This window comes from Crossiella sp. S99.2, assembly GCF_023094165.1.
Taxonomy (GTDB): domain Bacteria; phylum Actinomycetota; class Actinomycetes; order Mycobacteriales; family Pseudonocardiaceae; genus Crossiella.
Window position 1 is genome coordinate 182,542 of sequence record NZ_JALMDK010000010.1, and the last position, 21,034, is coordinate 203,575.

Genomic DNA, 21,034 nt, shown 5'->3' on the forward strand with positions numbered 1-21,034 from the left:
TCAGGCCTCGCCGTCCGGTTCCCAGCTCAACAGCCGGACCCGGCTGACCGTGCGCACGTGCCGCCGCATCGCCGCGGTCGCCGCCGCCCCGTCCCGGGCCCGGATGGCCGCCGCGATCCGCCAGTGCTGCTCCAGGGACTTCTCCGGTCTGCCCTGCTGGCGCAGTGATTCCGTCCGGCTTTCCGCGATCTGGTCGGCGATCATGCGCATGAACTCGGCCAGCAGCGAACTCCGGGCCGCCGCGGTGATCGCCGCGTGGAACCGCCGGTCGCCCTCCAGGCCGTACTCGCCCGCGTCGATCTCCTGCTTCATCAGCGCCAGAGCCGATTCGATCTCCGCCAGGTCGTCCTCGGTACGGCGTTCGGCGGCCAGTTCGGCGAGCTTGGTCTCCAGCGCCTCGCGGGCTTCCAGGACGTCCGGGAGCCGGCGGCGGCGGTCGACCAGGGCGGCCACCGGTTCGGCGTCCAGGGTGTCGTGCAACAGGTAGCTGCCGCCGCCGTGCCGGACGTCGACCAGGCCCTGCACTTCCAGCACCACGATCGCCTGTTTCACCGAAGCGCGACTGACGCCGAGCCGTTCGGCCAGTTCCCGTTCGGGCGGAAGTCGATCGCCCGCGCGCAGGCCCGCGCTGCTCACGTAGTCGCGCAGACTGGCCACCACCTGCTCATACAGGCGTGGGCGGTTGATCGGACGCAGGGTGTCGGACACCGGCACTTCCCCCTCGGCGGACAGTGCCCGCAACGGTAGCAGTTGACCGCGCGAGTGGCCTGATGGTTCAGTGGCTGAGCCAATCTAGCGCCCCGGGAGCCACCATGTCCGCAGAGATCATCTCGATTCTCGCGCTGGCCGCCATCTTCGTGGTGGCCTCGGTGTGGTCGGTCAACATGGGGGTGCTGGCCTTCGCGGCCGCGTTCCTGGTCGGCACCTTCGCCGGCGGCCTGTCCACCGAGGAGATCATGGCCGGATTCCCCGGCGGGATCTTCGTGGTGCTGGTCGGGGTCACCTACCTGTTCGCCATCGCCCGCGCCAACGGCACCACGGACTGGCTGGTCGCGGCCGCGGTCCGGCTGGCGAGGGGCAGGCTCGCGGTCATCCCGTGGGTGATGTTCGTGGTCTCCGCGCTGCTCACCGCGATCGGCGCGGTCAGCCCCGCCGCGGTGGCCATCGTCGCGCCCATTGCCCTCGGCTTCGCTGCCAAGTACAAGATCAACCCGCTGCTGATCGGCATCATGGTCGTGCACGGCGCGCAGGCGGGCGGGTTCTCCCCGATCAGCGTCTACGGCGCCATCGTCAACGGCCTGGTGGACAAGAACGGCCTGCCCGGCAGCCCGGTCGCGGTGTTCCTGGCCAGCCTGGTCGCCAACCTGATCATCGCGGTGATCGCCTTCCTGGTGCTCGGCGGCCTCAAGCTCGCCCGCGGCACCAGCGCGCTCGACGGCGCGCAGGAGCCGATCCGGCTCAACCGGGACCGGGTGCTCACCCTGGCCGGACTGGTCGTGCTGGTCGCGCTCACCCTCGCCTTCAACCTCGACGTCGGCCTGGTCGCCATCACCATCGCGGTGGTGCTCGGCCTGCTCTCCCCACAGATCCACAAGAGCGCGATCGGCCAGATCACCTGGCCCACCGTGCTGCTCATCTGCGGGGTGCTCACCTACGTCGGCGTGCTGCAGAAGATCGGCGCCATCACCTACATCGCTGGCGCGGTCAAGGACGTCGGCGCGCCACTGCTGGCCGCGCTGCTGCTCTGCTACATCGGCGCCGTGGTCTCCGCCTTCGCCTCCTCGGTCGGCCTGCTCGGCGCCACCATCCCCCTCGCGGTGCCGTTCCTGGCCGAGGGCACAGTGGGCCCGGTCGGCATGATCGCCGCGCTGGCCGTCTCGGCCACCGTGGTCGACGTCAGCCCGTTCTCCACCAACGGCGCGATCGTGCTGGCCAACTCGGCCGAAGAAGAGCGCGAACGCCTGTTCCGCCGGCTGATGGCCTATGGCGGCATCATCGTGGTGGCGGCCCCGCCGCTGCTGTGGCTCACCCTGGTCGTCCCCACTCTGCACTGAACCACCGACGAAAGAGGCGCCCGTGTCCACACCGCTGTTCCCCGCCCTGGTCGACCCCACCGACCGGGAGGCGGTGCGGTTCGGCGACCTCGCGCTGAGTTACGCGCAGCTGGCCGCCGCCGCGGGCGCGCTGGCCAGGACCTCGGCCCCGGCCACCAGGGTCGCGGTGTGGGCGACCAACTCCATGCACACCTGCCTGGCCGTCACCGGGGCCCTGCTCGCCGGGGTCCCGGTGATCCCGATCAACCCCAAATCGGGGGAGCGGGAACTCGGCCACATCCTCGGCGACAGCCGCCCTGACCTGGTCTTCGCCGCCGCTGAGGACACCCTGCCGCCCGCGCTGGCCGCCTTGCCGAGGATCGACGTCGACCCGGTCGCGCTGGCCGCCGAACCCCTCGGCGCACTCCCCGCCGAACCCGCACCGGAAGCCCCCGCGCTGATCGTCTACACCTCCGGCACCACCGGCCCGCCCAAGGGCGTGGTGCTGCCCCGGCGCGCGCTGGCGAGCAACCTGGACGGGCTCGCCGACGCCTGGGCCTGGACCAGCGCGGACACCCTGGTGCACGGCCTGCCGCTGTTCCACGTGCACGGGCTGATCGTCGGCATCCTCGGCCCGCTGCGGCTGGGCGGGTCCGTGCGCCACCTCGGCCGGTTCAGCACCGAGGCCGCCGCCCGCGAGCTGGCCGGACCGGCCACGATGATGTTCGGCGTGCCCACCATGTACCACCGGCTGGCCGCCGACGTGGAGGCCGATCCGGAGCTGGCCGCGGCCATCGCCAAGGCCCGGCTGCTGGTCTCCGGCTCGGCCGCGCTGCCGGTCAGCGACCACCAGCGGATCACCGCGGCCACCGGGATCCAGGTCGTCGAGCGTTACGGCATGACAGAAACACTGATGAACTGCGCTGTCCGGGCGGACGGCGAACGCAGGCCCGGTACCGTCGGGGCGGCGGTGAACGGGGTCGAGGTGCGCTTGGTGGACGAGCAGGGCACGGTCGTGACGACCAGCGACGACGACACCGTCGGCGAGGTCGAGGTGCGCGGCCCGAACCTGTTCCTGGAGTACCTCAACCGGCCCGAGGCCACCGCCGAGGCCTTCCGGGACGGCTGGTTCCGCACCGGTGACGTGGCCACTCGCGCCGCCGACGGTTATCTCCGGCTGGTCGGGCGCAAAGCCACCGACCTGATCAAGAGCGGCGGCTACAAGATCGGCGCCGGGGAGATCGAGAACGTGCTGCTGGAGCACCCGGACGTGGCCGAGGTGGCGATCACCGGCGAACCCGACCCCGATCTCGGCGAACGCATCGTCGCCTGGATCGTGCCTGCGCCCGGCCGCGACCCCCAGCCGGAAGAATTGGTGAACCTCGTGGCGACCCAGCTCGCTCCGCACAAGCGCCCGCGCCGCGTACAGTTCCTCGACCGGTTGCCGCGCAACGAGATGGGAAAGATCATGAAGAGGTCGCTTGCCGGTGACTGATGGGGGCGCGCGGACCGCCATCGCCGCGGTCACCAGTGAGTTCGCCGAGTTCTCCTTCGCCGACACCGGACCGGAGGCCGACTACGGCGACGGGCCGCTCACCTGGAGCGGCTACACCGAGCAGCGGGCCCGCGCGCGCACCCGGTCCGGCGAATCCGAATCGGTGGTGTGCGGGCAGGGACAGATCGGCAACCAGCCGGTGGTGCTGGTCGCCTTCGACTTCCGCTACATCGGCGGCTCACTCGGTCAGCGTGCCGGCACCCGGATCTGCCGGGCCTTCGAGATCGCCCGCAGGCTGCGCTGGCCGGTGGTCTCGCTGATCTCCACCGGCGGCAGCCGGATGCAGGAGGGCATGCGCTCACTGCTCCAGCTGCAGCGGATCGCCCGGCAGCTCCAGCTCACCCGATGGGAGGGGCTGGCGCACATCGCGGTGCTGCGCGAGCCCACCACCGGCGGTGTGTGGGCCTCGCTGGGCGCGGGCGCGGACATCGTGCTCGCGCTGCGGGAGGCCACCGTCGCTTTCGGCGGCCACCGGGTCCAGCCGCCCGGTGGCGCGGACGGGCCGGAGTTCCGCAGCGAGGGCAAACTCGCCGCGGGCGCCGTCGACGCGGTGGTGGACCAGGCCACCCTGCCGCACACCCTGCGGCACGTGGTCGAACTGCTCGCCCCCACCGGCGCCGCCCCCGTGCAACCGGCCACCGTGCCCCGCGCGCTCGGCCGCCAGGACTGGCCCGCCGACGGCTGGTCCGCGGTCCAGCGCGCCCGCGCCGTGGAACGCCCCCGCGCCGAGGCATACCTGGACGACTACTTCGACCGCGTCTTCGAGATCAGCGGCGACCGGGCAGGCGGCGCCGACCCCGGCATGCGCTGCGGCTTCGGCCGCCGCGACGGCGCCACCGTGGCCTACGTCGCCCAGACCGGCACCGCCAACACCCCGGCCGGTTTCCGCACCGCCGCCCGCCTGATCCGGCTGGCCGACCAGCTCCGCCTGCCGGTGCTCACCCTGGTCGACACCCCCGGCGCGGCCAACGACGCCGCGGCCGAACAGGCCGGCGTGGGCAGTGCGCTGGCCGAGTTGTTCGGCGCGGTGGCCGCGGTGGACGTGCCGATCACCACCCTGGTCATCGGCGAGGGCGGCTCCGGCGGCGCGCTCGCGCTGGCCTCGGCCGACCGGCTGTGGATCACCCCCGACGCCTACTTCTCGGTGATCGCGCCGGAACTGGGGGCCGCGATCCTCAAGCGTGGGCCCGCCGAGGTCGAGCACACCGCGAACCAGCTGCGACTGCGGCCGCAGGACCTCCTCGAACTGGGGATCGTGCACGGCATCGCGGGCGAGGAACCCATCGACTGACCGGCGCGCGCCGATCGGCCAAAACACCCTGGCCGGTTGGCACTGTCCGCCGCCTGACCGGGCACGATGTACTACGCCAACTGGACCACAGAGGCGGAGAACACGTGACCTGGCTGGACCGGCTCCGCGCGGAGCCCCGACTGATCCGCGACGCCGTGCGGGCGACCTCCCCGGCCCGGCTCGTCGCCGAGGCGCTGCTGGTACTGGCCGTGCTCGGCCTGGCGTTGCTGCCCATCACCCTGCTGCCGCTGCCGATGCCCACCACGATCATCGGGGCCGTGCTGGCGCTGCTGCTGACCGTGGCCCGGCTGCGCTGGCCGGCCGCCGCGCTGATCGGCACCGTCGGGCTGTACCTGGTGGGCTCGGTGGCCGCGCTGCCGGTCATCGCGGTGATCAGCTTCCACGCCGGCCGCCGGGTGCAGCCCCGGCGGCGGCTGTGGACCGCGCTCGCGGTGACCCTGCTGGCCGGATTCCTGCTCGGCGGCCCCAGCTTCTCCTTCGGTGCGGACGAGGTCGCCGGGTACGCGCTGATCACCGCCGGACTGGTGGTGCTGCCGGTCCTCGCCGGGCTGCTGGTGGGACGGCGGCGGCCGCTGTCCAGGGTGCTGCACGACCGCAACGAGTACCTGGAACAGGTCCGGCTGCTCACCGCGGCGGAGGCGCGCACCGCCGAACGCGCGCACATCGCCGCCGAGATGCACGACCTGCTCGGGCACCGGCTCAGCCTGATCTCCATGCACGCGGGCGCGCTGGAACTGGCCACCGCCAAACAGGCCCCGCAGCTGAGCGAGCACGCGCACCTGTTGCGCACCACCGCGGGCACCGCCATGGCCGAACTGCGTGATGTGCTGGGCATCCTGCGGGTCGGCCCGGCCGAGGAACTCGACCAGGACAGTGGCACCCAGGCCGATCTGGCCCGGCTGGTGACCGAATCACGGCGGGTCGGGGTGGACGTCGAACTGGACTGGCACGGCCCGGACCTGGACGAGGTGGACGTGCGGGTGCGGCGGGCGGTGCACCGGGTGGTGCGGGAGGGGCTGACCAACGTGCACAAGCACGCCCCCGCCGCGACCACCAGGGTGCGGGTGCGCACCGATGACGAGCGGGTGCTCGTGCTGGTGGACAACGGTCCGGTCGCCGCGGGCGGGGCGCTGGGCACCCGGCGCGGGCTGGCCGGGCTGGAGGAGCGGGTCGCGCTGGCCGGTGGGCGGTTCAGCAGTGGGTCCACTGTGGACGGCGGATTCCTGGTGCGGGCCGAACTGCCGATGCTGCCACCGGCCGGTCCCGCGCCGGAACGGCCGACCGCGATCCAGCCGCCGGGCCCGCTGGCCGGCGAGGTGCTCACCGCCGGGCGGGTGCTCGGCTCCGGCTGCTTGGCCCTGTTCGGGGCGTTGCCGATCCTGCTGATCGCGGTGGTGGTCGTGGTGCTGGGCTTCTTCACCGGCGGCCACCCGATCAAGTCCGCCGACTACACCGGGCTCGACCTGGGCACCGGCCAGGACGTGGTGCGCGAGCGGTTCGGCGAGGGCAGCGACCTCAGCCTGTTCGATCCGGTGGACGCGCCGGAGCAGAGCGAGTGCTTCCACTATCGTGCGCTGGACGATCCCGCGGTGCGCCAGTACAAACTGTGCTTCCGGGACGGGGTGCTGGTCGCCAAGGAGGAGCTGCGCCGGTGAGCGAGCAGGAGATCCGGGTGCTGATCGCCGACGACGAACGGCTGATGCGGGCCGGGGTGCGGATGATCGTGGACAGCGCCGAGGACATCAGCGTGGTCGCCGAGGCGGACAGCGGTCCGTCGGCGGTGGAAGTCTGTGTGCGGCAACGCATCGACGTGGCGCTGCTGGACATCCGGATGCCCGGCGGCGACGGGCTGGCCGCCGCGGCGGAGATCGCCCGGCTGGCCCCGGACACCCGGGTGGTCATGCTCACCACCTTCGGCGAGCAACGCTATGTGGCACAGGCGATGCGGGCCGGGGCGACCGGGTTCGTGCTCAAGGACACCGGGCCCACCGAGTTGATCCGCGCGGTCCGGCTGGCCGCGGCGGGGGAGTCGGTGCTGGGACCGCGGATCACCCGGGACCTGATCGAAACCCACCTGCTCGGCCCGAACCGGGCGCCGGATGCCGCCCCCAGGGTCGCCCGGCTCACCGACGCCGAGCGCGAGGTGCTCAAGCTGGTCGGCGAGGGCCTGTCCAACGCCGAGATCGCGCAGCGGCTGCACATCGGGGTGGGCACGGCCAAGGCGCACCTGAGCCGCATCCTGACCAAAATGGACTGTGCGAACCGGGTGCAGGCCGCGATCGTGGCGCACGAGGCCGGATTGCTCGGCCCCGACCGGTGAGCCGGCTCAGGTGAAGTCCGCCGGCTGGTGCGGAATCCCTTTCAGCTCGTGGAATCCGGGCGTGCCCGCGACCAGCAGGGTGCCGTCCCAGAGCCGCCCGGCGGCCTCCCCGCGTGGTGCCTTGGACAGCACCGGCCCGAAGAACGCGGTGCCCTCGGCGGCGATGATCGGGGTGCCGACATGCTTGCCCACCAACGAGATCCCGCGTTCGTGCGAGGCACGCAGGGCCGCGTCGTAGTCCTCGCCGTCGGCGGCCTGGGCGAGTTCGGCCGGCAGTCCGGCCTCGGTGAGCGCCTCCGCCCAGCCCCACTGGCCGCGCTCGTGCACCCGGGCGCCGTAGGCGGTGAAGAACCGGCGCAGCGCGTCCGGACCGTGCCGCTGCTCGACCGCGACGCAGATCCGCACCGGCCACCACAGGAAGCCCTCGGTGTCGCCCTCCGGGTCGACCTCCAGGTGCTCGTTGAGCACGGCCAGGCTCATCACGTGGTACCGCAACACGATCGGCCGGACCTTTTCCACCTCGGTCAGCCAGCGCGCGGTGACCCAGGTGTAGGGGCAGCTGGGGTCGAACCAGAAGTCGACGTCGATGTCCTGCACCCGGCCCAGGGTGTCAGGCGCACACCGCGGTGTCCACGGACTTGCGCAGTGCCTGCTGATCCACGCCGGTGCCGATGGTCACCGAAGCCTCGACCCGGCGGCTGCCGTCGGCGCTGCCGACCATCATGCTGAGGTAGCCAGGAAGGCCGCCGCCGTGGCCCCACACCGTGATCCCGCAACTGGTGGGCACGGGGAAGAAGCCGAGGCCGTAGGCGGGACTGACCGCGGTGACCTTGGTCAGTTCGGCCTGCTGGGCCGGGGCGAGCAACCGGCCGGCGAGCAGGGCGCGCAGGAAGCGGTCCAGGTCGGCGGTGGTGGAGATCATCGCCCCGGTGGCGCCGGCCCTGGACGGGTTCATCTCGGTGATGTCGACCGGTTTCCCTTCCACCATCAGGTAACCGTGCGCGTGCGGGCCGTGGATGAACGGGTTGTCCACGGGCGCCTCGGTGTCCCGCAGCCGCAGCGGGTGCAGGATCCGCTGGTACACCGCGGCGGCCCACGGCCGTCCGGTGACCTGCTCGATCAGCAGCTGCACCACCAGGAAGTTGGTGTTGGAGTAGGAGTGCTTCGTGCCCACCGGGAACACCAGCGGCTTCTTCGCCGCGCCGCGCACGAGTTCCAGCGCCGAGTGGTGCTCGAAGCGGCGGGCCACGAACTCCTTCGGGTCCCGTGGCAGGTCGTCGGTGTAGTTGTGCAGACCGCTGGTGTGCTGCAACAGGTTCCGCACGGTGATCCGCTCGCCGTCGGGCAACAGCCCTGGCAGATAACGGGAAACCGGCTCGTCCAGGCCGAGCTTGCCCTCGGCGGTCAGTTGCAGGGTGACCACGCTGGCGAAGGTCTTGGTGATGCTGCCTGCCCGGAACCGCCCATCCAGGGGCACCGGCCGCTGAGTGCCGAGTTCGGCCACCCCCGCGCGGACGGTGAACTCCCGGCCGTCCCTGGTGACCCGGATCTGCATGCCCGCCGCGCCACCGGCCACCGCCGCGTTCACCTGTTGCTGCACGGCCTCGCGCTGCGGATCGGTGTGCGCTGCGGCGGTACCTGTAGACGTGGCCAGCAGCGTCAGCGCGACGCAGGCCGTGGTCACGGTGCGGATCGGTGGCAACGGATTCCCCTTCCGGCGGCAACCTGCCGGCGGCCATCTTGCCGGAAGCCGGCGGCGGTGCGCACACTCATTACTGTGGGTCCGGACGAGCTGGGCTGGGTGAGCGGGGAGATCGACCTGTCCCGCGCGAACCCCGCGCGCATGTACGACTACTTCCTCGGCGGCACGCAGAACTTTCCGGTGGACCGCGAACTCGCTGATCAGGCCATCGCGCTGCGCCCCGAACTACCCAGGGCGGCCAGGCTGAACCGGGCGTTCCTCGGCCGGGTGGTGCGGCACGCGGTGGGCGCCGGGATCCGCCAGTTCCTGGACCTGGGCTCGGGAATCCCGACCGAGGCGAACGTGCACGAGGTGGCGCACGCGGCCGATCGGCGGTGCCGGATCGCCTATGTGGACGTGGAACCGGTGGCGGTCGCGCACAGCCACCGGCTGCTGGCCGGACATCCGCGGGTGAGTGTGACGCAGGCGGATCTGCGTGATGTGCCCCAGGTGCTGACCGATCCCGGGGTGCGCGCGCAACTGGACTTCGATCAGCCCATCGCACTGCTCCTGGTGGCGGTACTGCATTTCCTGCCCACCGAGGATGATCCGCCCGGCGTGGTCCGGCAGTACGTCTCGGCGCTGCCGCCCGGCAGTCTGGTGGCGATTTCCCATGTCACCACGGACAATCTGCCGCCGGAGTGGCGCACGGTGGCCGGTCTGTACCAGCGCAGCGCCACCCCGATCCACCCCCGCACCCTGGCCGAGGTGGCCGCGATGTTCGGCAGGCTGCCGTTGATCCCACCCGGCCTGGTCGACGCGGTGGACTGGTGCCCCGAACCAGGCCGGCCACCCCAGCCGGTCAGCGGCTTCTACGCGGGCGCAGCCCGGAAACCCTAGCCAGCAGCCAGAATCGTCCGCGCTACTTCCACGGTGGTAGTCGCCTTTGTCGCACCGAGCGCCCGGATCACCGGCCCCGCAATGGCATCCAGCTCCAGCGCGCGCCCGTCCCGCCGATCCCGCAGCATCGAGGACTGCATGGTCGCCGGCAGCGACCGGATCCGCGCCTCCACCGCATCGGCGTCGATCCGCACGTTCCAGGTCGCCGCCGCGGCCGCCGCCTCGTCCACCAGCGGCCGGAGCCAGGATTCCTTGAGCCGCAACGCCTCCCCGATGGGTGCGTTCGTGCCGGTGGTCAGCAACGCGAACGGGTCCAAAAAGGACAGCTTGCGCCACAACACAGTCTGCTCATCAGCGTCGGTGGTCACGGTCAACCCCGCCGCACGCAACAACTCCGCCACCGCAGCACCCGCCGGTGTGCCGTCGGCCACCACCAGATCGGCGATCCGGGAGAGCTGCTCCACCACACCCGGCCGGCGCCGCGCCGCCTCCACCGCGATACTGGCCGCCACCACCGAGGCCCGCGGGTACAACGCCCGCAACACCGGCAGATGATCAACCCCGTTCAACAGCGGCACCACGGTCGCACTGCCCAGCACCGCCGCGGGCACCCGCTGCACCGCGGCCAGCAACTCGGTCGCCTTGACCGCCACCACCAGCACCTCCACCGGCGCGGTCAGCCAGGGCCGGGCAGTCGGAAAACTCACCCTCGGCGCCGCGCCCGGCGCCTGGAACGACAGCCCCCGCGCGGTGATCTCCGCCGCCGTCCGCTCAGTGGCGACCACGGTGACGTCGTGCCCAGCCGCACCCAACCGGGCCGCGATCAACCCGCCGACCCCACCCGGTCCCAGCACCCCAATGGTCGCCATGAGCCCCTCCAGTACGCGTAGATTCCACGATGGAAGTTACACTACGGCATGCGCCACAAGAGCTTCGAGGAAATGACCTGCGCCATAGCCCAAACCCTGGACCAGGTCGGCGAGTGGTGGAGCCTGCTCATCATCCGCGACGCCCTGCACGGCCTCACCCGCTTCGACGAGTTCCAGCAAAGCATGGGCATCTCGCCCAACTCCCTGACCCGCAGACTGACTGACCTGTGTGACCGGGGGTTGCTGGAGCGGCGGCGGTATCAGGAGCGGCCGCCGCGGGACGAGTACGTGCTGACTGATCGCGGCCGGGACTTGCAGCCGGTGATCGAGGCGCTCGGGGCATGGGGGCGTAAGCATGTGACGCGGAAGAAGGCGGCGGTGCGGTTGCGCGACAACGCCACTGGCGCGGAGGTTGATCCGGTGCTGGTGGACCGGCATACGGGGAAGCGGGTGGACGGGAAGGGGTTCCATTACACGGCTACCCGGGTGGCGCATCCGGTCAAGAAGGCGCGGCTGCCGCGGGCTTAGCGGTGGGGTGTGTGCAGGGTGGGGTGTCGCGCGGGGTGGGGTGGCGCGTCTCGCTAGGTGGAGCGGTGCGCGGTGTGAGGTGGAGCGCAGGGCGGAGCGGTTGCGGCGCGAGGCCAGTCCGGTTCCGCGCGGACCCTGTGGATGAGTCAAACCACAACCGCCACCACCCGGGTAAATTCGACTTGCCCGCCCAAACCCGCCGAGCCACCCCACGACCATCGTCCCGACCAGCCCAAACAAGCCCACCCGACCCGCCAGCCGCACCCACCAGCCAGCAGTCACGCCTCACCTGAACGGGTGAGCAAAGCGCCGCAGATTCACCTTGATCAAAACATGAAGGCAACCAAATCGGGGTGAAAAGCGTTCCGCAGAGGAAGCGGTGGCGGGGGCGGGCAGCGGGCCGGGATCAACCGGCCACGGACCAGCACGGAGGCAGCCCCGGCCCAAGCAACAACGAGACCCAGCCACGCCCCGAGTCGCAACGCCCCGAGCCGCGACGGCTCGATCAGGCCAGCAGCTCCTGCGCGGCCGCCGCGATATCGGGCTCGGACAGCAGCACGTGGCTGGCCGCCGGTCCCAGCGGGATGAAGCTGTCCGCGCTGGTCACCCGCCGGATCCGGCCCTGGAACCCGTGGTCGGTGAGCGCGGTGATCACGGCCTCGGACACGCCGCCGGTGCGGCGGGTCTCGTCGGCGATCAGTACCCGGCCGGTCACCGATGCCTCGCGCAGGATGTCGGCCACCGGTAGCGGGGCCAGCCAGCGCAGGTCCACCACGCGGCAGGACAGGCCGAGCCGGCGGGCCACTCGGAGGCTCATGGGGACGCCGTTGCCGAAGGTGATGATGGTCAGGTCGGTGCCGTCGCCGTGTGTCCGGGCGCGGCCGAACTCCGCCACTGCGGCGCCTGGGCGCGGGGACTCCGACGTTGCGGCACCGGGACGCGGGTACTCCGCCAGTGCAGGGCCGGGGTGTGGGGATTCCGCCAGTGCAGTGCCGAGGCGCCGAGACTGCGCCAGTGCGGAGCCGAGGTGCGGGGATTCCGCCAGTGCGGTGCCTGGGCGCCGGGACTCCGACATTGCCGCGCCGGGATATGGGGCGAGCCAGGCGTTGTCGCCGGGGGTGTGCAGGTCGCGGGTGTGGTACAGGGCGATGGGTTCCAGGTAGATGCTGACTGTGCCGTGGTGGCGGGCGGTGGTGGCGCAGGCGCGGAGCAGGGGGGCGGCGTCGGCTGGGTGGGCGGGGACCGCGATGGCCAGGCCGGGAATGTCGCGCAGGGCGGTCAGGGAGTTGTCGTTGTGGAAGTGGCCGCCGAAGCCCTTCTGGTAGGCCAGGCCGGCGATTCGGACGATCATCGGGTTGCGGTACTGGTTGTTGGCGAAGAAGCGCAGGGTGGCGGCTTCGCCGCGGAGCTGGTCGGCCGCGTTGTGCAGGTAGGCCAGGTACTGGATTTCCGGGATGGGCAGGAAACCGGTGAGCGCGGTGCCCAGGGCGGTGCCGAGGATGGTCTGCTCGTCCAGCAGGGTGTCGAAGACCCTGGCCGCGCCGAAGGCCTTGCGCAGGCCGCGGGTGACGCCGTAGACGCCGCCCTTGGTCGCGACGTCCTCGCCGAAGATCAGGGTGGCGGGGTCCTGGGTGAGCAGGTCGGCGAGGGCCTGGTTGATCGACTGGGCGAGGGTGAGGGGCTCCGTGGTGACGCGGGTGGACGGCGGGAGCGGGCGTGGGGCCGAGGCGAGTGGAGCGGCGGATCCGGCGGCTGCGGATGGTAGTGCGGTGGATCCGGTGGTTGCGGGTGGTGGCGTGGCGGATCCGGCGGCTGGCGGTGGCGGTGTGGCCGGCCCGGTGGCGGGAGCGGGTGCCGTGGCGGGGCCTGTGGCCGGGGGCAGGGGTTCCGTGGGCCGGGGTGCGGAGGAGGCGCTGGTCGCGGGTGGGGGTGTGGAGGGCGTTGGGGCCGGGAGCGGTGGCGCGGTGGTGAGGGGGGCCAGGACCTCGGCGGCTGAGGTGAGTTTGGGTTCGGCGATCGCTTCGGCGGCCAGGGTGGCGACTTCGGTGCGTTTGGACTCGTAGCGGGTGTGGATTTGTGCTGGGGTCAGGATTCCGTGTTCGGCCAGTAGGAGTGCCGTGCGCAGGAGGGGGTCGCGGGCGTGGTCGGCGGTGATCTCGGCCTGGGTGCGGTAGGCGGATTCGACGTCGGAGCCGGCGTGGCCCATCAGGCGGATCGTGCGCAGGCGCAGGAAGGCCGGGGCGCGGCGGGTGCGGACCCAGGTGACCGCTTCGGCGGCTGCTTGGGCGGCTTCGGGGAGGCTGGTGCCGTCGGCGTCGAAGTAGCGCAGGCCGGGGCGATTGCCGTACGCGGCCCGGATCCAGTCCTTGGGGGTGCGCACGCTGATGCCGATTCCGTTGTCCTCGCAGACGAACAGGATCGGCAGCGGCAGGTTCTGGTAGGCGCAGTGGGTGGCGGTGTTGATCGCGCCGGTGGCGGTGCTGTGGTTGGCGGAGGCGTCGCCGAAGGTGCAGACGACGACGGCGTCCGGGGGCCATTCGGTGGGTAGCCCGAGCTTTTTCGCGCGTTCGATGCCGAAGGCCACGCCTACCGCGCGGGGTAGGTGGGAGGCGATGGTGGAGGTTTGCGGGATGACGGACAGGGCGCGGTGGCCGAAGACCTTGTGCCTGCCGCCGGAGATGGGTTCGGCGGCGGAGGCGGTGATGCCGCGCAACACGTCGCGCAGCGGCGTTGACCCGCGGTGCTGGGCGGCGCGGGCCAGGTAGAAGGCGCCGGAGCGGTAGTGCAGCAGGGCCGGGTCGGTGACGCGCAGGGCGGCGGCGACCGCCGCGTTGCCCTCGTGGCCGCTGGAGCCGATGCTGTAGAAGCCCTCGCCGCGCTTGCCCAGGGCGCGCGCGGCGAGGTCGAGGTGGCGGCTGCCGAGCTGGGCGTCGAACAGGGCCAGTGCCCGGTCCGCGGTCAGGCCCAGTGGGAGGTCCACTGTGGACTGTCCAGTGGGCATATTCCTTACGGCGTCGAGGAAATGCTGGTCTACCGGGTGGGTCATCGGTAGGCCGAGGTGCCGGTGAGGGCCTCGCCAAGGACCAGGGTGTGGATCTCGCTGGTGCCCTCGTAGGTGAGCACCGACTCCAGGTTGTTGGCGTGCCGCAGCACCGGGTACTCCAGGGTGATGCCGCTGGCGCCCAGGATGGTGCGGGCCTCGCGGGCGATCTTGATGGCCTCGCGCACGTTGTTCAGCTTGCCGATGCTCACCTGCCGCGGGTGCAACTGACCCGCGTCCTTGAGCCGCCCCAGATGCAGCGCGAGCAGGAAGCCCTTCTGCACCTCCAGGGCCATGTCCACGAGTTTCTGCTGGGTGAGCTGGAAACCGGCGATCGGCCGGTCGAACTGGGTGCGGGTGACCGAGTACTCGATCGCGGTGTCCAGGCAGTTCTTGGCCGCGCCCAGGGCGCCGAAGATGATGCCGAAGCGGGCCTCGCTCAGGCAGCTCAACGGACCGCGCAGCCCGGCCGCCTCGGGCAGCTGGGCGTCGGCGGGCAGCCGGCAGTCGTCGAAGAACAGCTCCGAGGTGATCGAGGCGCGCAGGGACAGCTTGTGCGTGATCTTGCGGGTGCTGAAGCCCGGAGTGTCGCGCGGCACCAGGAAACCGCGCACGCCGTCCTCGGTCTGCGCCCACACCACGGCCACGTCGGCCACGCTGCCGTTGGTGATCCACATCTTGCTGCCGTTGAGGATCCAGTCCGTGCCATCGCGTTTCGCGGTGGTGCGCATGCTGCCCGGGTCGCTGCCGTGATCCGGTTCGGTGAGCCCGAAACAGCCGATCGCCCGGCCCGCCGCCATCTCCGGCAGCCAGCGCTGCTTCTGCTCCTCCGAACCCCACCGGTGGATCGCGTACATCGCCAGCGAACCCTGCACCGAGACGAAACTGCGGAAGCCGGAGTCCACCGCCTCCAACTCAAAACAGGCCAGCCCGTAGGCGACGGCGCTCGACCCGGCGCAGCCGTACCCCTGCAGATGCATGCCGAGCAGGCCGAGTGTGCCGAACTCCGGCGCCAGTTCCGGATCGAAGTGGCCGCGCTCGAACCAGTCGCCGATCACCGGGCGCAGCCGCTGCTCGGCGAACCGCCGGACGGTGTCCTGGATGAGCCGCTCCTCCTCGCTGAGCAGCCCGTTCGCGGACAGCAAATCCAGTGGGTCGATCCGCTCGGGCATCGTCTCTCCGCTCATCTCGCACCGGAAGTCCAGCATGGCCCGGCGGCCGGGACGGACCCAAGTCCGCCAGGCCGACGGACCTTCGCGCTGAGCACAACGACGGCTGGGGCTAGGGGTTGCGGGACAGGATCGAGTGCAGCCGATCGAGTGGGATCTTGGGCGTCCGGTGCTCGTCGAGCAGGCCGTTGGTCTCCTGCTCGGTATCGGTGAGCTGGGTGAAGCAGTACCCGGCCAGGCCGCCGGAACGGGCCGCGCCGATCACCGCGGTCAGCATCGCCGCGTACTCCTCGGCGGAGTCGACCGAGCCGTAGCCGAAGACCTCCTCGCCGTTGGCCGGGGTGAAGGTGGCCCCGCCGAACTCGCTGAGCATGATCGGCTGCTCCGCGTACTGCTCGCCGTCCAGGATCAGTCTGCGGGAGTTGGGCCAGCGTTCGGTGAAGTGGCCGTGTTCCAGGTTTTCCCTGGTGTAGCGGGATTTCAGGGTGTCCGGGTCCTGGTGGTAGTCGTGCACGCCCCAGAAGTCGCCGCCGGTGATCTCCCAGCCGTCGTTGGCGATGGCCGGGCGGGACGGATCCAGGGATTTGGTCAGGTGGAACAGGGCCCTGGCGAGGTGGCGCTGCGCCGGGTCGGTGCCGATGTCGGGCACGCCCCAGCTCTCGTTGAGCGGCACCCAGGCCATGATGCTGGGGTGGCTGCGGTCGCGGTGGATGGCCCGCGGCCACTCGGCGAGCAGCCGCTGCGCGGTGGTCGGACCGGACTCGAACGCGCTGGGCATCTCCTCCCACACCAGCAGCCCGAGCCGGTCGCACCAGTACAGGAAGCGCGGATCCTCGATCTTCTGGTGCACGCGGATCCCGTTGAGCCCCAGCGACTTGGCCAGTTCGACCTCGCGGCGCAGCTCCTCGGCGGAGGCGGCCAGATGCGATTCCGGCCAGTAGTTCTGGGCCAGCGCGAAGCGCAGGAAGTAGGGGCGGCCGTTGAGCAGGAACCGCCGGTCCGCGGTGCCGAAGGCGGACAGGCCGAAGTAGGCGGCGACCTCGTCCACCGGGCTGCCGTCCGCCCGGCGCAGCCGCACCGCGGCGTCGATCAGGTGCGGGTGTTCGGGTGTCCACAGTAGACGGTCGAGGTCCTGGGCGTTGCGCAGCGCGGGAATGGCGATATCGCACTGGAGTTCCCGGTCGGTGAGCCGGAAGCTCTGCACGGCAAGGATCTCCTCGCCGAAACTCAGCTCTACCTCGACGGTGTGCGCCTCGGCCGGCCAGGTGTTCAGCGCCAGTTCGCAGCGCACCCGCCGGGCCGCCACGTCCGGGGTCCAGTGCAGCGAGTCCAACCGCAGTGCCGGGACCTCCTCCAGCCAGACCGGCTGCCAGATCCCGGAGGTGCGGTGGTACCAGATGACGTGCGGATCGGCGGACCAGTCCTGTTTGCCGCGCGGCTGGGCGACATCCTGCGGGCGGTCCTCGGCCCGCACGGTGATCACCTGTGCGCCGGAGGCGGCCAGCGCGCTGGTGATGTCCAGGGAGAAGCCGACGTGCCCGCCCTCGTGCGCGCCGACCTGGTGGCCGTTGACCCACACGGTCGCGCGGTAGTCCACCGCGCCGAAGTGCAGCAGCAGCGCGCGGCCGGGAGCGGGGGGCATCGCGGTGAACTCGCGGCGGTACCAGAGGACCGGGTGGAAACCGCGGTCGGCGATGCCGGAGCGCGGGGACTCCGGCGGGTACGGCACGGTGATGGTGCGGTCGAACGGATCGGCGACGCGGAACCAGCCCGCGGCCAGGCCGGTGTCGGCGTCGTCGTGGGCGAACCCCCACGGACCGGACAAATCAGTCCAGTCCGGATTGCGGATGAGCTGGGGGCGAGGGTGGTCGGCTGCGGCGAGATGCGCGGCGGTCACGAAACCAGGGCTCCCGTTACGGTTGAGGACACGGTCGCAGAACTCCAGTGTACAACGTTGTAAGTTGATGTTCGACCCAGTGCGGGCGAGGGTGCTCGCGGTGCTGCTCGACTGTCCACTGTGGAGCGTTTGACTTGGAGCGCGCTCCAAGTCATAGCGTCGATGCCATGACAACCCCACAACAGCCCATCGGCTCCGGTTTTGGTGCCCGCAGCACCGCCACTGACGTGCTCAAGGGCATCGACCTGACCGGCAAACTCGCCGTGGTCACCGGCGGCTATTCCGGGCTCGGTCTGGAGACCACCAGGGCGCTGGCCGCGGCGGGCGCGCACGTCGTGGTCCCGGCCCGCCGTCCGATCCTGGCCACCGAGGCCCTCGGCGACGAGGCCGAGGTGGCCGCGCTGGACCTGGCCGACCTGGACAGCGTGCGCGCCTTCGCCGACGCCTTCCTCGCCACCGGCCGCGGCATCGACTTCATGATCAACAGTGCCGGGGTGATGGCCAGCCCGGAGACCAGGGTCGGACCGGGCTGGGAACTCCAGTTCGCGGCCAACCACCTCGGACACTTCGCCCTGGTCAACCGGTTGTGGCCGGCGCTGGCCGGGCGGAACGCGCGGGTGGTCTCGGTGTCCTCGCGCGGGCACCACTACTCCGACATCCGCTGGGACGATGTGCACTTCGCCACCGGGTACGACAAATGGCAGGCCTACGGCCAGTCCAAGACGGCGAATGTGCTGATGGCGGTGCACCTGGACGCGATCGGGCGCGCACACGGCGTGCGCGCCTTCGCCCTGCACCCTGGCGGCATCTTCACCAACCTGGCCCGGCACATCCCCCTAGCCGAGCAGATCGCCAACGGCTGGGTGGACGAGCAGGGCAACCCGACCGAACCGTCGTTCAAGACCCCGGCGGAGGGCGCCGCGACCCAGGTGTGGGCCGCGACCTCGCCGCGACTGGCGGGTCTGGGCGGGGTGTACCTGGACGACTGCGAGATCGCCGTGATCGGCGGCAGCGCGGAGGACCGCACCGGCGTCGCCCCGTACGCGATCGACCCGGAGTCGGCGGCCCGGTTGTGGGCCTACTCGGCCGAGGCGACCGGGGTCGACCTGCTGGTGAAGGGCTGACCGACGTGCCCCGGCCGGTAGTGGGGCGCCGGCCGGGGACAGGGTCGCTGATCAGTCGACGATGCTGGCCTTCTCGATGACCACGTCGGCCTTCGGGACGTCCTGGTGGCCGCCGGTGGTGCCGGTGGCCACGCCGCGGATCGCGTCCACGGTCTCGGTGCCCTCGACGACCTTGCCGAACACCGCGTAACCCCAGCCGCTCGGGGTGGGCGAGGTGTGGTTGAGGAAGTCGTTGTCCACGGTGTTGATGAAGAACTGCGCGGTGGCCGAGTGCGGGTCGCCGGTGCGCGCCATCGCCACGGTGTACTGGTAGTTCTTCAGGCCGTTGGTGGCCTCGTTCTTGATCGGCGTGCTGGTCGGCTTCTGCTTCAGGCCCGGCTCGAACCCGCCGCCCTGGATCATGAAGCCGCTGATGACGCGGTGGAAGATCGTGCCGTCGTAGTGGCCCTTGTTCACGTACGCCACGAAGTTCGCCACCGAGTTGGGCGCCTTGTCGGCGTCCAGTTCCAGGACGATGCTGCCGTGGTTGGTTTCCAGACGTGCCTTGGTCATGCCGCCGATTCTGTCATCGCACTCCCGGGCCTGCTGACCGCCCCACGGTCGGTGCAGGTCAGGGCGTCCAGCGGGTGCGCAGGTCGGCGCAGGAGCGGGCCAGGCAGTCCAAGGCGAGCGGCAGCAGCGGATTGCTGTTCTGCGGGCGGTGCAGCACCAGCACCCGGCGGAATGCCTGCCAGCCGGTGGGGCGCAGCACCCGGACGCCGTGGTCGGGCACGGCCAGCCGGGGCATCATGGCCACGCCCAGGCCGCGGGCGACCAGTTCGGCGACCACGCCGTAGTCGTTGCTGCGGAAGATGATGCCGGGATCGAACCCGGCCGCGGTGGCCATCCGGCTCAGCGAGCGGGCCCCCGCGGTGTCGGCCCTGGTGCAGATCCAGCGTTCCCCGGCCAGTTCGGCCAGGTCGACCTCCTGCCCGTTGGCCAGGCGGTGCGATTCCGGCAGTGCGATCGCGAGGGGTTCGGCCAGCAACTCGGTGCCGCGCAGTTCCACCGGCCACACCCGGGGGTCGAGGTCGTAGGCGAAGACCACCGCGGCGTCCAGGGTGCCTTCCAGCACGCCGCCGAGGACCTCGTCCGGCTCGCCCTCGTCCAGGTGCACCTCGGCGTTGGGCCGGGCGGCCACGATCGCGGCCAGTGCCACCGGCAGCACCTTGGCGTTGGCGGTGGCGAAACTGGCCAGGCGTAACGTGCCGGCGTCCCCGGCTACCAGGGCTTTCGCCTCCCGCTCCACTGTGGACAGCGCGCCGAGCACGGCGCCGCAGCGCTCGGCCAGCAGCTCGGCCACCGCGGTCGCCCGCACACTGCGCGCGGAGCGCTCGAACAACGGCGCGCCGACCGCGCGTTCCAGGAGCACCATCTGCTGGGAGACCGCGGAGGCCGTGTAGCCCAGGTTCCGCGCCGCCTCGGCGAAGGATCCGGTGCGCACGCACTCCCGCAGAGTCCGCAAATGGATCGGGTTGAGCATTGCGCGACTCTACGGAGATCGGACACGCCACGGCACCCCCTACCGAGGATCTGCAACCGAAGAGTTGCGCCACGGCGGACGATGTGCAACTCTGGGGTTGCGCCTAGAGGAGGTACATCGATGGACCGCATCGAACGTCAGATCCAGATCGCCGCGCCGGTGGAACGGGTGTGGGCGGTGCTCACCGAGCCCGCGCACATCGCCCAGTGGTTCGGCCAGACCGCCGAGGTCGACCTGCGCCCCGGCGGCGCGGCCAGTTTCGGCTGGACCGAGCACGGCACCAGCCACGCCGTGGTGGAACGGGTGGAACCGCCGCGGTTCTTCTCCTACCGCTGGAACCTGGTCGACCACGGCCCCGCCGAGTCCGGCAAGACCACGCTGGTCGAGTTCACCCTCGCGGAGAAGGGCGAGGGCACCGAGTTGACCGTGGTGGAGACCGGTTTCAGCGCCCTGGAGGTGCCCGCGGAGCGGCAGCTCCAGCACTCCCAGGACAACACCGGTGGCTGGAAGGCCGAGCTGGACGAGCTGATCGAATACGTCCAGCGGGCGGCATGACCGATCAGGTCGACGAGGTCATCGTCGCGCTGGCCGACCCGTTGCGCAGGCAGCTCCTGGAGAAGCTGTCGCGCCTGGGATCGGCGAGCGCGACGACCCTGGCCGAGCACCTGCCGGTGACCAGGCAGGCGGTGGTGAAACACCTGGTGGTGCTGGACCGCGCCGGACTGGTGTCCGGGGGACGGCAGGGCCGGGAGGTGCGCTATTCGGTGCGCCCGGAGGCGTTGCTGGCCACCGCGGAGTGGATGCGCCGGGTGGCCGCGGACTGGGACAGCCGGCTGTCCGCGATCAAGCACCTGGCCGAGGGCGGTTAGGCCCGCGGCCGGAGGTCCGGCCCGTACCTCGCCGGCGTGTTGGCCGTTGTCGTACCCAGTCTTGGTCGAACTGGTACGCCGCTCGGCCAACTCGCCGTCCAGAACGGCCAACTCACCGCCTACAACGGCCAACTCGCCGTCCAGAACGGCCAACTCACCGCCTACAACGGCCAACTCGCCGTCCAGAACGGCCAACTCACCGCCTACAACGGCCA

19 protein-coding genes are annotated in these 21,034 nt (G+C 71.2%); 10 read left to right on the forward strand and 9 right to left on the reverse strand.

Annotated elements, in window-relative coordinates:
• Positions 1–708 carry a FadR/GntR family transcriptional regulator gene (locus tag MZC64_RS33440; RefSeq protein ID WP_247763553.1) on the reverse strand — a complete coding sequence of 236 codons (708 nt, stop codon included), beginning with the start codon at positions 706–708 and terminating at the stop codon, positions 1–3.
• 104 nt (positions 709–812) lie between these two features.
• Here MZC64_RS33440 and MZC64_RS33445 point away from each other — a divergent pair, with 104 nt between their 5' ends.
• The 5 genes from MZC64_RS33445 to MZC64_RS33465 all read left to right on the forward strand — a co-directional run bounded on the left by MZC64_RS33445 (position 813) and on the right by MZC64_RS33465 (position 7,220).
• A complete protein-coding gene (locus MZC64_RS33445) occupies positions 813–2,054 on the forward strand; it encodes an SLC13 family permease (protein WP_247763554.1) in 1,242 nt (413 codons plus the stop codon).
• A 22-nt stretch (positions 2,055–2,076) separates the two neighbouring features.
• The gene (locus tag MZC64_RS33450) at positions 2,077–3,528 is read left to right on the forward strand and encodes an acyl-CoA synthetase (RefSeq protein ID WP_247763555.1); all 1,452 of its coding nucleotides are present in this window, start codon (positions 2,077–2,079) and stop codon (positions 3,526–3,528) included.
• Positions 3,521–4,879 (forward strand): carboxyl transferase domain-containing protein, encoded by a 1,359-nt coding sequence (locus tag MZC64_RS33455; protein WP_247763556.1) that lies wholly within the window; start codon positions 3,521–3,523, stop codon positions 4,877–4,879. Before MZC64_RS33450 ends, MZC64_RS33455 begins: the two co-directional genes overlap by 8 nt.
• A gap of 104 nt (positions 4,880–4,983) precedes the next feature.
• Entirely contained in the window at positions 4,984–6,555 is a 1,572-nt protein-coding gene (locus MZC64_RS33460) for a histidine kinase (protein WP_247763557.1), read from the forward strand.
• On the forward strand, positions 6,552–7,220 hold the full coding sequence (locus tag MZC64_RS33465; RefSeq protein WP_308301099.1) for a response regulator transcription factor: 669 nt from the start codon (positions 6,552–6,554) through the stop codon (positions 7,218–7,220). The genes MZC64_RS33460 and MZC64_RS33465 overlap by 4 nt, the downstream gene beginning before the upstream one ends.
• Positions 7,221–7,226: 6 nt before the next feature.
• Here MZC64_RS33465 and MZC64_RS33470 read toward each other — a convergent pair whose 3' ends face one another.
• Both MZC64_RS33470 and MZC64_RS33475 read right to left on the reverse strand, forming a co-directional pair.
• Complete coding sequence (locus tag MZC64_RS33470; RefSeq protein ID WP_247763558.1) at positions 7,227–7,817, reverse strand: disulfide bond formation protein DsbA; 591 nt, start codon at positions 7,815–7,817, stop codon at positions 7,227–7,229.
• Between the two features lie 13 nt (positions 7,818–7,830).
• On the reverse strand, positions 7,831–8,922 hold the full coding sequence (locus MZC64_RS33475) for a serine hydrolase (RefSeq protein WP_247763559.1): 1,092 nt from the start codon (positions 8,920–8,922) through the stop codon (positions 7,831–7,833).
• A 75-nt stretch (positions 8,923–8,997) separates the two neighbouring features.
• Between MZC64_RS33475 and MZC64_RS33480 the strand changes: the two genes are divergently transcribed.
• On the forward strand, positions 8,998–9,801 hold the full coding sequence (locus MZC64_RS33480) for an SAM-dependent methyltransferase (protein ID WP_247763560.1): 804 nt from the start codon (positions 8,998–9,000) through the stop codon (positions 9,799–9,801).
• On the opposite strand, the gene MZC64_RS33485 is transcribed toward MZC64_RS33480, so the two are convergent.
• Positions 9,798–10,670 (reverse strand): ketopantoate reductase family protein, encoded by an 873-nt coding sequence (locus MZC64_RS33485; protein WP_247763561.1) that lies wholly within the window; start codon positions 10,668–10,670, stop codon positions 9,798–9,800. The genes MZC64_RS33480 and MZC64_RS33485 overlap by 4 nt on opposite strands.
• Before the next feature lie 48 nt (positions 10,671–10,718).
• On the opposite strand from MZC64_RS33485, the gene MZC64_RS33490 reads away from it, so the two are divergent.
• Entirely contained in the window at positions 10,719–11,198 is a 480-nt protein-coding gene (locus MZC64_RS33490; RefSeq protein WP_247763562.1) for a helix-turn-helix domain-containing protein, read from the forward strand.
• Between the two features lie 505 nt (positions 11,199–11,703).
• Here MZC64_RS33490 and MZC64_RS33495 read toward each other — a convergent pair.
• The 3 genes from MZC64_RS33495 to MZC64_RS33505 all read right to left on the reverse strand — a co-directional run bounded on the left by MZC64_RS33495 (position 11,704) and on the right by MZC64_RS33505 (position 17,304).
• Positions 11,704–14,199: a thiamine pyrophosphate-dependent enzyme gene (locus MZC64_RS33495; RefSeq protein ID WP_247763563.1), complete on the reverse strand. Its 2,496-nt coding sequence runs from the start codon at positions 14,197–14,199 to the stop codon at positions 11,704–11,706.
• A 41-nt stretch (positions 14,200–14,240) separates the two neighbouring features.
• Positions 14,241–15,425: an acyl-CoA dehydrogenase family protein gene (locus MZC64_RS33500; RefSeq protein WP_247763564.1), complete on the reverse strand. Its 1,185-nt coding sequence runs from the start codon at positions 15,423–15,425 to the stop codon at positions 14,241–14,243.
• Positions 15,426–15,519: 94 nt separating this feature from the next.
• Complete coding sequence (locus MZC64_RS33505) at positions 15,520–17,304, reverse strand: glycoside hydrolase family 2 protein (RefSeq protein WP_247763565.1); 1,785 nt, start codon at positions 17,302–17,304, stop codon at positions 15,520–15,522.
• Positions 17,305–17,471: 167 nt separating this feature from the next.
• On the opposite strand from MZC64_RS33505, the gene MZC64_RS33510 reads away from it, so the two are divergent.
• Positions 17,472–18,428 (forward strand): SDR family NAD(P)-dependent oxidoreductase, encoded by a 957-nt coding sequence (locus tag MZC64_RS33510; protein WP_247763566.1) that lies wholly within the window; start codon positions 17,472–17,474, stop codon positions 18,426–18,428.
• 51 nt (positions 18,429–18,479) lie between these two features.
• Here MZC64_RS33510 and MZC64_RS33515 read toward each other — a convergent pair whose 3' ends face one another.
• Together MZC64_RS33515 and MZC64_RS33520 are read right to left on the reverse strand one after the other, a co-directional pair.
• The gene (locus MZC64_RS33515; protein WP_247763567.1) at positions 18,480–18,980 is read right to left on the reverse strand and encodes a peptidylprolyl isomerase; all 501 of its coding nucleotides are present in this window, start codon (positions 18,978–18,980) and stop codon (positions 18,480–18,482) included.
• 58 nt (positions 18,981–19,038) lie between these two features.
• Positions 19,039–19,950, reverse strand: coding sequence for a LysR family transcriptional regulator (locus MZC64_RS33520; RefSeq protein ID WP_247763568.1), 912 nt, complete (start codon positions 19,948–19,950; stop codon positions 19,039–19,041).
• 120 nt (positions 19,951–20,070) lie between these two features.
• On the opposite strand from MZC64_RS33520, the gene MZC64_RS33525 reads away from it, so the two are divergent.
• Together MZC64_RS33525 and MZC64_RS33530 are read left to right on the forward strand one after the other, a co-directional pair.
• On the forward strand, positions 20,071–20,505 hold the full coding sequence (locus MZC64_RS33525) for an SRPBCC family protein (RefSeq protein WP_247763569.1): 435 nt from the start codon (positions 20,071–20,073) through the stop codon (positions 20,503–20,505).
• Positions 20,502–20,819, forward strand: coding sequence for a helix-turn-helix transcriptional regulator (locus MZC64_RS33530; protein WP_247763570.1), 318 nt, complete (start codon positions 20,502–20,504; stop codon positions 20,817–20,819). The genes MZC64_RS33525 and MZC64_RS33530 overlap by 4 nt, the downstream gene beginning before the upstream one ends.
• Positions 20,820–21,034: the final 215 nt, after the last annotated feature.